The sequence below is a fragment of the Syntrophomonas curvata genome (genome assembly GCF_052976825.1).
Window position 1 is genome coordinate 1,705,404 of record NZ_CM129641.1, and the last position, 12,184, is coordinate 1,717,587.

The window sequence follows — 12,184 nt, forward strand, 5'->3', positions numbered from 1 at the left end:
GAACAGAGAACAAGCAGAAATCGGATGATTAATTATATCACCCGCCTGCTGGAATAGCAATAATCCAGATTTTTAAGCGATATCACCCCTCTGGGGTGATTAATAATTTGGGGGCCTGAATTAAAATTAACAGGTATATGACCGTAGGTGCTCAACTATATTTTTAAGGCTCGGTTATGTTGCCGGCTGATTGCCGTTGAGTTTCTAAAAGGGGGTGCTATAGACCAAGGTTGAATTTCCTTGATTGCCAGTGTAATTGATGAAGCGAAACATTATCTGAAAATAATCAGCCATAAGGAGGTAAAAAATGAAGAAACGCAGTATTAATAAAGTCCTTCCCTTATTAACATTCATATTCCTGCTGGCTTTTGCAGCTGGAACAGCTTCAGTATCGGCAGAATTGCCGCCGGGGAGTGCAAAAGCCTGGCTAGCAACCGATGGGAGGAGACCTGCCGATGACGGCAATGGGACGGTATCCTATTCATCGGACAGGGCGCCATTAAGCGGACGGCTTGACCTGGCAGTGAATGTAGAGCAGGTCCATTTTACCGGCGCCATTTTTGAAATCCAATATGACGGCACTCTGGTCGGAGATCCCATCTTTAACGACCCACAGCGTTCCGACCTTAACGGGCGAAATATTGATTATACGGTTTTAAATAACGGCTGGAAAAAGGCTACGGTCACTTTAACCGGAAATGTCATTATAGGGGATACCGGCAATTATGATATCGGAAATATAACTACCCACCCTACCCTCTTCGAATTAGCCTTTTCTCCAACGAAAGAAGGGACCATGCCATTAGGCTTCTGGCAAAAGGCCAACCTGCCTAATGATTACGCAACCTGCAGTCTGCAGCTGACTGACGGCGGCCAGCCTATCCAGTTGGCTGCCAAACCCAGCAACGATGATTTGGTTCTCTTTACTTTTACCGATAAGAGCCAGGTCAGCTACTATTTTGATTATAATTCAGGAAAACCATTGATTGACGGAAGCGCGTACAGCGTTACCAACGAAGGAAGAACGCCGATGCCGGTTATCCCTGATAGCCATGGAGGTTATTTCTTTAACAGTTCCCCGGGGGCAAGTTATGATTGGGAATGTCCGGGATATCCGTTGCAGACAGGCAACGACAGCCCTGCTGCCTTTCATGCCGTCCACTGGATTTCACCTAACATGCTAGCGGCCGAACCTCATCAAATGGCTTCAACCACTGATGATGTCAGTTTCACTGTCAACAGCAATGGCATCGGAGCCGCCTTTGATGCCAATAAATTCAGCTTCAAGATATATACTGCTGCCGGCAACGGGCAGTCCAATGAAATCACTGGTAAAACCGCCAGCTTTACAGCCATAGATGATAACAACATAAGGATGACTCTCACCGGAGGGTTACAGGCTCTGGGCAATAATCCTGTGCAGCTCTACAACATTTATCTCTTTAGGGATACTGTTTTTGTGGGCAGGGTATATTGTTCAGTCGGCTCCCTGCAAGGGGAAGCCTTACAGATATTGTCCCGGTCTCCCGGTCAGGGCTGCAGCGAGATTCCGCTCCAGGCCCGGGTTGACATTAAGTTTTCTGCCAATCTTAATGCGGCGACAGTAAACCCGGCCGCTATTACCGTTACCAAAGCCGATGGGAGCCCGGTAGAAGGAGGTTACAACCTATCCCTGGCTGAGGGTGATTCCGCCCTGGTTAAGATTAATTTCCCCCAGGGCTTAAAAGTCCATACCAGTTACACTGTAACTGTAGGTACAGGTGTGAAGGACGGGAACGGGAAAGCCTTGGCTGCACAGGAAAGCTGGAACTTTTCCACGGTTAGCGACGCGGTTCCCAATACCCCTTTCCGGGTCGAGGTTTTAAACGGCAACGGTCAGTGGATGCCAGGCAGCAATCTGACTGACGCTTCCATGGGGGTGTACTATTATTTCAGGAATCAAAATATACAGATCAGGCTTATCCCTAAAAATGGTGCCAATCTTCCCACACCGGTTAGCGGCTATCAGCTCCTGGCTGATATTAGTTCCATAAATCCCGGTCCTCCGGTTCCCCTTAACTGGGATGCTGGTGGCCGGTTCTGGACGCTCACTTATCAAATACCGGAAGGTTTTACCACCGCCGGGCCTTGTCCGATAATGATCATGAACAACATAAACGGACAGCAGCCGGCCCTGGCCGCAATTATGATGGCTGTAATAAATATTAACCCCAAAGATTTTGGCATCGGATTGGGCGGGGAAACTACCGACTGGAGCACTGTCAAGGATTTCACCAGGATACACGGACTTATATTTGAAAAATACGATAATATTAATCCCCAGAAAAAAATTGCCCGGCTGGCGCTGGGCAACCCGGAAAAATCAATTAATGCTTGCGAACTGGATGCCAGCGCTAACCCGATTACCGCCACCGCCATGCAACGCCTGCAGCAAAACCTGGATATAGCCTATGGCAAGATGTCAATCAACACTGCTGCCGACGCCCTGGCATCATTTAATAAACCGGCTACCCTAACCCTGTATCATATTGACAGCGCAATCGCTCCTGGAGTTAAATACTGGCCCAGCAGCGGAGAGTCCGTAGTTTTAATTCCGGCTGGAGCGACTAATCCGGTTGACCCTACCGGCAGGATAAACAGCTATAACTGGGATGCCGTCCAGCGCTCTCTCACCTTGCAAGTAAGCGGTTGGAGCGGATATGAGGTTATCCCGGGCGGAGCCTTACAGTCAGCCAATGCGGAATTGAAAGGCATAAGCGCCAGTGCCGGTACTTTAGCGCCAGCCTTTGATTCTTCAATTACAAGCTACAGTGTGGCCCTGGCTTCAGACTATACCGGGGGAATCCCGACCATTACCGCCACCAAGGCTGACCCTGAAGCAACTGTCGTTGTAACTCCAGCCAGTAGTTTATCCGGCACAGAAGCCGAAAGGACAGCTGTGATCTCGGTTACAGCACAAAACGGAATTACCCGGAAAATTTACCGGATAACCTTTGTAAACAAGGAAGTTATTCCAGGGATAAAGATTGACGGCAGTACCACTAATGTATCGGTGAGCGCGGCCAATCAGAATTTTGAGGTTCCGGTCATTGCGCCGGCCGATATAAATAATGTCACCCTGGCATTTAATGTACCGAAGGAAGCGGATAGGCCCACTGTAACATTTCCCACCCAGTCAGGGGCTGGAAATACCATACAGGCAATTGTTCCCCGGCTGGAGATCGAAGCTACCCGGCCCGTCGGCGGTGTTGATCAGCAGATAGCATTATCCGTTCCAGCAGGCACAACTGTAACCGGCCCGGCAGGATGGGATGGAACCCTGGCCCTGCCAACCGTAAAAACGCAGCCCTCCACCAGCATATCTGGAACAGCCACGGTAGTATTAGAGGTTGGCATTGGCGATACTGCTCTAAGCTTCGATAAAGCTGTGCGCTTATTGCTTCCCGGCCAAGCCGGCAAAGCTGCTGGTTTTGTTAGAAACGGCGTATTTATACCCATTAGCAGAACCCTGACCGCCGATACCCAAGCTGCAGCGGACAGCACCTTACAGGCAGGTCAGGAAGCCAAAATTGATTCCGGCTCAAGTCTTGCCATCTGGACCAAACACTTTACTGAATTTGTCTGCTATACTCCGACCCCAGCAGCAGTATCAGGAGGTGGTGGCGGGACCGCGGCTCCTTCTGGGATTTTGGTCGGCAAGAATGGCGCTACCGTAAACGAGGCCGGTGTCAGCATAGTCATTCCGGCCAGTGCTGTCAGCAGCGATATTAGGGTCAAAGTCGAGAAAGTGAGTAAAACAGGACTACCGGTACCTGCCAACAGTGAACTGATAAGCGACGTAGTAGATATCAGCAAAGATAAACCGGGTAATTTTGACCGGGCAGTTACCATAATACTTAGCTTTGATAAAAATAAAGCAGGCACCGGCAAGTATGATCTGGCTCTGTTCTACTTTGACGCCGGCAAAAACCAATGGATAAAACTGGATAATGTTAAAACTGACCTCGATGCCGGCAAGGTGAGTGGCGAGGTGAAGCACTTTACTAGATTTGCCATTATTGCTACGGCAAAGGAAAGCGCCGGGCCCAAAGCGGCTGCAACAGAAGCGGCGTTATCGGATATAGCAGGACACTGGGCCGAAGCCAGTATCAGGCAATTGGTAGCTGCGGATGCTGTAAAAGGCTATCCCGATGCCAGATTCAGACCCGATAATTCCATAAGCAGGGCTGAATTTGCTACTGTATTGGTAAAGGCCTTCAAACTGGAGCCCGGAACCGGGAAAGTGTTCGCGGATATTAACCGGCACTGGGCGAAAGATTACATCGCGACTGCCAATGCTCACAGTATCGTCAACGGCTATGACGCTGCCCGGTTCGGTCCTGATGACCTGATTACCCGTGAACAGATGGCGCTGATGATTGTCAGGGCTGCCGGGCTGAGTCGGTCCGGTGCTGCCAGCAGAGCTTTTAACGACCAGGACAGCATTTCTTCCTGGGCACTGGAACCGGTTGCTGCGGCTGTAAGCCATGGTGTTATCAGCGGATATCCCGATAATAGCTTTAAACCAAGGGCAGCGGCCACCCGCGCTGAGGCGGCAAGTTTAATTATCCGGGCTCTGCATGCAGAGCAGTAAGAGCAATATTGGCAACCGACGGCGGTGATTCCCGGTACCCTAAAACGGGGGAACGCAACAGCCCCGCTGAGAGCTGGTCTCTCAGCGGGGCTTTAAACACATAAAGGAATCAGCCGTGTGTATTCTAACAAACCGGAAAGGTCGGAAGTTTTTCCAGATAGATGATATCCATATTTTCGGCTGCATCGCCTTCAGCCAAAATGGCGGCTTTGGCTGCAACCTTCCCTCCCGCTTTGGCAATCAGCCGGGCGACGGCGTTTACTGATTCCCCGGTGCTGATTACATCATCAACAATAACCACCCGACGTCCTTTTATCTGTTCGCTGTCTTTTCCGTCCAAACATACAATCTGGGTCTTCTGGGTGGTAATGGAGTTAACTTCCTCTATTATCGGATTTGCCATATAGGCCTTAACGCTTTTGCGGGCGACAATATAATTTATGCCCAGCAGCCGCGATATCTCAAAGGCCAGGGGGATTCCCTTGGCCTCCGGAGTCAACAGCACATCAAAGGGAGGCAATTTTTTAACCAGTTCCGGGGCCACCCGAACTACCAGTTCAGTGTCGCCCAGGATTACAAAACTGGCAATACTTAATTTATCATTCATAGGGATTATCGGAAGCCGGCGCTTTAAACCGGCGATCTCCAGGGTATATGTTTTTTGTTCTTTTCCAGCCACCTATATCACCTCGAAGCCGTTCCGTATTTTCTACAGAACCAATCCTGCAACAACGCCTGCCAACATGCCAAGAAACGGGTCGGATATCGCCGTAATGATAAAGGTCATTATTCCCGCCATATCCCCGCCTTGTACGGCCACAACCAGGTTATCGGGAATTACTATAAAGGCGCCGATTATAAAAAGATACCCTGCTGTGGCGCCCACGGGAATAAATTTGCCCATTTTAGGCAGCAAGAAAAACAAAAGGATTAGAGCCATTATTGCCATTAATAAAACACTGGCTAAGACCGGATGGTCGGCAACAGCAGTAATGGAAACGATAGGTGAAAGCGGAGCACCGCCGAAGATCGAACTCACCACCTGGGACAAACCGGACATGATGGTGAGCTTATCGACCGAAAAGCCGGTATCGGCCATTGATGCGGTAATGCTGCCATAACTTATATAAGTGCCGATTTGCAGGGCTACCAGTGCCAGTACCGCTTTCCATACCTGCCAGGAGTTGAGGATCGGTTTTTGCAGCATAAGCTGACTTTTTAGGTTATCCGCAAATGTTCTGGGGGCGGGAGCAGCTTCCGGACTCTCAGCTTCGGGGGCGGCAGAGCTTGTCTTTATCAGGTTATGGGCCAGAGTCCCAATCACCAGAGACACCACAACCGTATAAGCCAGGTTTTCAGTCAGGAACCACACCGGCAATGCCGAAATAAATGATGCAATACCCGCTCTAAGGTTATCTTTGGCAATGTCTATACTGGTTCTGACCAGTATAACCCCTACCCCTGCCAGCATGGCAGCAAGTATGGTTTCGCCAATGTAATCGACAATAGCCCCCAGCAAACCACCAATACCCAGAATAGTCATCACCGCTCCGCAGAGCAAAACAATGGATACCCGTTCACGGAGATTTCTCCCCATGCTTCCAGCCAAAACAATGGTTTCCGCCTGGAAGGATATGGGGGTTACCAACCCCCAGCCCAATGCCAATAAAGCGGCTAAAGCAAAAGCTATGCCCGTGGGGAAAGCCAGGAACCCGTAATACAACGCAATAAGACCTGAGGCAATAGCATCTGATAGAGCACCAATAATGCTTACAATATCCTGGACTGTCATTTCTTCAACCCTTTCCTGATAAAAATTAAAGTATCAACGATACAAATTTTCCTGACAGGGCATCTACCAGGCCCCGGTTAGTGATTTTCAATTCAGGAATAACTGCACAGGTTAAAAGGAGGGAAAGGGTGAATGAAGGGTTCACCTGTTTGCCGCCCATATCGCCCAGGCACCGGTGCAATTCCATAAAACGCCTCTGCAGCTGACGGGGGTCGATGTCGCTCATAATCCCGGCAATGGGCAGTTCCACCTTTGCCAGGACCTCACCATCGGCAGCCGCGGCCAGGCCGCCTTGCATTTCCCGGATGGCATTTACGGCCAAGGCCATATCCTTATCATCGGCGCCGACTACCACCAGGTTCTGGCTGTCCTGTCCAATGCTGCCGGCAAAGGCGCCTTTCCTCAAGCCAAAGCCCCGTACGATTCCCAGAGCATGACGGCCATTTTCCTGATAACGGTCAAAAACGGCTACTTTTAAAAGGTCCCGGTCAATATCCGGCTGGAGCTGACCGTTGATCACCGCCATGGGTTCATGATCTTCACGGGTAGCTACGGTTCCGTCAATAATGGTCATTACCCGTGCGGTTACTTTCCCTTCAGCAACGGGAGCCGTAATGGCAAAGGTCTGGGCTGTCACCGGTCCCAGCTTAATCGTGTTTAAAACTTCGGGAGGATATGAGTAGCGGGGAATCCGGGCATCTTCTGCTCCAAATTGGCGGCCGTCTACAAACACCGCCTCGATATCAAAATCCTTCAGGTCTGATACCAGGACCATGTCGGCATATCGTCCCGGAGCGATGGCGCCCATCAGATGGTCGAAACCGTAAGCCCGGGCTACATTAATGGTGCCCATCTGGACAGCGGTTATAGGGTCTACGCCTTCAGCCACCATAGCCTTCAGGGCCCGGTTCATGTGGCCATAATCCAGTATGTCGTCCAGGTATAAACAGCCGTCAGTCGCCAGCAAGGCATTGGAAGTATCAGCCAGGGCATTGATAAAATCAGAGGCTCGAACCGGTTCTTCCAAGGAACCCCGGCGTAAAATCACCTTCATCCCCAGGCGGTATTTTTCCAGCATTTCTTCCAAAGTAACAGATTCATGGTCAGTCAGTATCCCAGCGGTCAGATAAGCCTGCAGATCATCGCCTCTAAGTTCCGGGCAATGCCCGTCGATACGCAGGCCTTTTTCCCGGGCCCAGGCCAGTATAGCCATTATCTCAGGTTCTCTGTCCAGAATGCGGTTAAAATCCATAGCTTCCGCCACTCCCCAGATGCGGGGCAGGGCAAAGGCCTCCTGCATGCCCTTCAGGGTCATGTTGGCTCCCGCTTCTTCCAGTTTCGGTGTTCCCGGTACACAGGGAGGAACCATCAGGAAAGCTTTTAAAGGTGTGCCGGCTACTTCCCGGGCAAAATTATGCATGCAGTCAAGGCCGGTATTACAGACGTCATGCATATCCAGAACCGCAGTTGTGGTTCCATGGGCTATTATCGTTTGGGCAAAGGGTGCCGCAGACATGAAAGACATTTCGATATGGCAGTGAGCGTCGATTAGTCCGGGGATTAAATATTTTCCGCCGGCATCATAAACGATAGCGGCCGGCCGTATACCGTTTTCACCCTCCCGGCCTAGCCAGGCGATTGTTCCGGCAGCAACGGCAACGTCAACTTCTTCTACCTGTTTGGTAAAGACATTTACCACCCGGGCATTTTTAATAAGTAAATCCGCTCTGCCTTTCCCCTGGGCAACATCCATCACCCGTATGCTTTGGGCAACCTGCATTGATTGATACCTCCATGAAAATAAAATCAAAGTATAAAGAAGGTCAGTATGAAAACCGGTTTTTTTTGACGAATTATATTCTATATAAAAACAAGTTACAGGTACAGTTTTTTTTAAGCATGATCAGGAAAAAATACGGGCAAATAAACTGGAATAGCACGGGAAAATTTTAAATCTCGGCAGCAATCTTACAGAAGCCACGGCAGGCTTGGCTGAAGCTGAAGATCATTTGTTGCCTTTGGGGCAGGTTGGCGGTGAATGACGCATCAGTAAACCGAAGGCTTATTATACTCCGCCTCATTGACTTGAACATGGTACCAATGGAAATCTCCCGATTTTAGTTTCCAGACTATGTCTGCTTGAGCGGGGATTTTAATTTCGTTGAAAGCCTCATAATCTTTCATATGGGTCGACCATGTTTCCAGGGAAAACTGCCCGTTTGCTGCCATATATCTTTGGGCAACAAAACTTACGGGCTCACCCTTCTGGTTGAACTCAAATACGCCTGATGCGCTTATACCCCGGTAGTTCATAGTTGCCCAGGCTGAGTTGACGTCGATCTCCTCCCAGATAACGTAACTGCTTAAAGCGGCCGACGGGAACCATACTGATTCGGCCAGATAGCGCAACAGAGTACCCTGATCCGTTTCAGGCCCGCTGGCATCAGCAACCTTGGCTAACCCAAGGAATTTTATCAGCATGTTGCCATGGCCTTCATAATATTTATCCCTTCCCATCAGAAAGATCAGCGGAGCCGCTTTAATTCTTGCCTTCCAAATGAACCCCGGTTCGTCTAACCTGAAGTATTGTTCATCACTAAATTTCATCCAGGACTGACCTGGTTTGGTTCTCAGCAAACCGTTTTTTTTCATGCGTACCGTCTGGATTTCCGGTTGCCCGACAACCCCGGAATATTCCATCCATTTCTGAACACATGGGGGTAAATCCGCAAGGTCAGAATCTTCTACTGTTTCACCTCCGCTTTTCAGTTGGCCGAACAGTTCCTCTACTTCCCCTGCGGCATGGCGATTAAAGACGATACCAGCAACAAAAGATGCCGTAAAGATAAGAATAGCGGCAATAAACAGGACACTCATCGCTATTAAAGTAATTCTCAGTATTTCACCATCTCCCCTGTTTGTTTGCACTTATCCCGTTCCTTGTTATAATACTAAAATGAATTTATCATGTGGCGCCCAAGAAATCAAACATCAGTCAATTGCGGCCTGGACACCTGCTTTCTGCATAAAAGCTTCTCATAATTTTATATAAAAATATAAAGGTCTAAAAATCATTCTGAAGGCAGGAGGTGAGTTTAAAAAAGGAAGAACCATCGGATTTTTGCTTCCTTAAAAATACTTTTCACACATTTACTTCTCCGTATGGCGAGTAATTTCCGCTATGAATACAATATACCAATGTTTAGCCGTTTTCCGGCCGCTATGGAGATGTTATGATATAAACTGAGGTGTTATGATATACAAAATATAGCTTTATCGCATACAGGATAAGAAACCAGGCTGGCAGTAAAAGAAAAAATGGTGTCTGACACCTTTGGAGGAGGATTTAAGTTGTTGTCTGATTATTCTACCATTGGCATTTTCCTTATGCTCACAATGGCCTTTCCATTGGCTGCTATGGGTATGGCCTGGGCTGTACGCCCCAAACCCAAATGTAAGCCTGACGATGAAAAGCTGCTGCCCTACGAGTGCGGAGTGGATACCATTGGGCGTACCTGGTCCCGTTTCAAGGTTAATTATTTTCTCTATGCCCTGGTTTTTCTGGCCTTTGATGTAGAGACTATTTTTCTGTTTCCCTGGGCAGTCAAGTTTAATCAGTTGGGCCTGTTTGCCTTCATTGAAATGCTGCTGTTCATAGGAATACTGCTGATCGGCCTCTGGTACGCCTGGAAGGAGGGAGCGTTGGAATGGCATTAGAACAAGATATCAAAGTTCTGGAGAAGAACAATATTATTGTCTCTACCCTGGACAAGTTGTGGAATTGGGGCCGCTCGCACTCCTTCTGGCCTCTGACCTATGGCTGCAACTGCTGTCCGATTGAGATGATGGCGGCTGGTGCCAGCCGTTTTGATATAGCCCGCTATGGATACGAAGTTTTCAGGGCGTCACCCAGACAGGCCGACTTATTGATCGTAGCCGGGCCCATCACCCTGAAAATGAAACCGGTTATTGAAAGGGTTTGGGCCCAGATGCCCGAGCCCAAGTGGGTTGTAGCCATGGGCAATTGCGCCACCAGCGGCGGGCCTTTTAAGGATGGCTACAGTGTACTGCCAGGATGCGACTCTCTTTTTGATGTGGATGTCTTTGTTCCTGGCTGCCCGCCCCGCCCGGAAGCCCTGTTTCATGGGTTGCTGGAGCTTAAGAAAAAGGTGGAGGGAAAAAGTTGAGGCAGATGCTACAAGATATACAGGCGGTCATGGGCGATAACATTGAGATAAGTCAGGATAAGCACTACACCTGTATAAGTACGGGAACGGATAACCTGCTCGCTCTTCTGAGCCGGCTCAAGGAAGTTCATGGTTTTAACTACCTGGCCAATTTGACGGCAGTGGATTATCCTGACCGATTTGAAGTGATTTATCATATTCATTCTATTCCCGACAATCGCAAGATAATGGTCAAGAGCAGTGTCAGCCGGGAAGAGGCTCAGTTCCCTTCGGCCGTTTTCCTTTGGCCCGGCGCCGATTGGCAGGAACGGGAACTATTCGATCTGATGGGCATTAGTTTTCAAAACCATCCCAATCTTATTCGCATACTGTTGCCGGATGATTTTGAAGGGCACCCATTGCGCAAGGATTTTAAGATAAAGGGGTGATAACATTGTTATCCAGCGAGCTTATGACTATCAATATAGGGCCTCAACATCCCAGCACCCACGGCGGATTGCATGTGGAAGCAGTTCTGGACGGAGAAATAGTGACAGATGCCATTGTCCACCTGGGTTATGTCCACCGGGCGGTGGAAAAAATCGCCGAGAGCAAAACCTATGCCCAGTTCATACCCTACACATCCCGTCTGGACTATTTAGCCAGCCACCTGCCCACCCTGGGATATGTGCAGGCGGTGGAGAAACTGATGGGTATTGAGGTACCGGAAAGAGCCGAATATATACGGGTGATAATGGCGGAACTGTCCCGTATTGCCTCCCATTTCCTTTTTATCGGCAGCCTGGCTATGGACCTGGGTGCGACTACCGGTCTGATATACTGCTTCCGGGACCGCGAACGGATTATGGATATGTTTGAAATGACCAGCGGGCAGCGCATGATTGCTTCATATATGCGTATCGGCGGTGTAGCCGAGGATTTGCCGGAAGAGTTCTATCCGGCGGTGCGTTCGTTCTTAAAAGACCTGCCTGCTATGCTTAAAGAGTATGACGGCTTGATTTTTGGCAATGAGATACTTCAGGCCCGAATTAAGGGGATTGGGTGTCTCACGGCCCAGGACGCTGTTGCCTATGGGGTCAGCGGTCCCAATCTCAGAGCCTGCGGGGTGGATTACGATATCCGCAAGGCAGAACCTTACGGCATTTATGACCGTTTTGATTTCGAGGTTCCGGTAGCCCGGAAAGGCGACTGCTGGGATCGTATGATAGTCCGGGCGGAAGAGATTGCCCAAAGTGCCCGGATAATAGAGCAGGCTTTAAACGGACTGCCCGAAGGGGAAATCAAGGCCAAGACCCCACGGGTTTTGAAAGCGGAAAAAGGCGCCCAGGTTTACCACCGCATCGAATCTTCCAAAGGAGAACTGGGCTATTATATCGTCGGAGATGGCTCGGAAAAACCATACCGCCTGCATGTAAGGGCTCCTTCATTCATTAACCTGGCGGTATTGCCGCTAATCTCCCGGGGAGGATTGCTGCAGGACATAATCGCCAATATTGCTACCCTGGACCCGGTACTGGGCGAGTCTGACCGTTAAGGCCGGCAGTACTTTATTTCTATAGATTACGGGAGCTG

The 12,184-nt window shown here is 49.5% G+C and carries 9 protein-coding genes; 5 read left to right on the forward strand and 4 right to left on the reverse strand.

Annotated features, from left to right (window positions below; all coding sequences use genetic code 11):
- The first annotated feature begins 307 nt into the window (after positions 1-307).
- Positions 308-4,633: an S-layer homology domain-containing protein gene (locus ACU70B_RS07605; protein ID WP_447182971.1), complete on the forward strand. Its 4,326-nt coding sequence runs from the start codon at positions 308-310 to the stop codon at positions 4,631-4,633.
- A gap of 124 nt (positions 4,634-4,757) precedes the next feature.
- On the opposite strand, the gene ACU70B_RS07610 is transcribed toward ACU70B_RS07605, so the two are convergent.
- The 4 genes from ACU70B_RS07610 to ACU70B_RS07625 form a co-directional block, all read right to left on the reverse strand.
- Entirely contained in the window at positions 4,758-5,312 is a 555-nt protein-coding gene (locus ACU70B_RS07610) for a phosphoribosyltransferase family protein (protein WP_447182972.1), read from the reverse strand.
- A gap of 30 nt (positions 5,313-5,342) precedes the next feature.
- Entirely contained in the window at positions 5,343-6,425 is a 1,083-nt protein-coding gene (locus ACU70B_RS07615; protein ID WP_447182973.1) for an NCS2 family permease, read from the reverse strand.
- Between the two features lie 25 nt (positions 6,426-6,450).
- Complete coding sequence (locus ACU70B_RS07620; protein ID WP_447182974.1) at positions 6,451-8,205, reverse strand: adenine deaminase; 1,755 nt, start codon at positions 8,203-8,205, stop codon at positions 6,451-6,453.
- A gap of 266 nt (positions 8,206-8,471) precedes the next feature.
- Positions 8,472-9,353, reverse strand: coding sequence for a DUF6544 family protein (locus tag ACU70B_RS07625; RefSeq protein ID WP_447182975.1), 882 nt, complete (start codon positions 9,351-9,353; stop codon positions 8,472-8,474).
- 390 nt (positions 9,354-9,743) lie between these two features.
- Between ACU70B_RS07625 and ACU70B_RS07630 the strand changes: the two genes are divergently transcribed.
- The 4 genes from ACU70B_RS07630 to ACU70B_RS07645 are packed head-to-tail and all read left to right on the forward strand — an operon-like array spanning position 9,744 to position 12,146.
- Positions 9,744-10,142 (forward strand): NADH-quinone oxidoreductase subunit A, encoded by a 399-nt coding sequence (locus tag ACU70B_RS07630; protein WP_447182976.1) that lies wholly within the window; start codon positions 9,744-9,746, stop codon positions 10,140-10,142.
- Positions 10,133-10,612, forward strand: coding sequence for an NADH-quinone oxidoreductase subunit B (locus ACU70B_RS07635; protein ID WP_447182977.1), 480 nt, complete (start codon positions 10,133-10,135; stop codon positions 10,610-10,612). The genes ACU70B_RS07630 and ACU70B_RS07635 overlap by 10 nt, the downstream gene beginning before the upstream one ends.
- A 5-nt stretch (positions 10,613-10,617) precedes the next feature.
- Positions 10,618-11,040 (forward strand): NADH-quinone oxidoreductase subunit C, encoded by a 423-nt coding sequence (locus ACU70B_RS07640; RefSeq protein ID WP_447185727.1) that lies wholly within the window; start codon positions 10,618-10,620, stop codon positions 11,038-11,040.
- Positions 11,040-12,146: an NADH-quinone oxidoreductase subunit D gene (locus ACU70B_RS07645; RefSeq protein ID WP_447185728.1), complete on the forward strand. Its 1,107-nt coding sequence runs from the start codon at positions 11,040-11,042 to the stop codon at positions 12,144-12,146. Before ACU70B_RS07640 ends, ACU70B_RS07645 begins: the two co-directional genes overlap by 1 nt.
- Positions 12,147-12,184 lie beyond the last annotated feature (38 nt).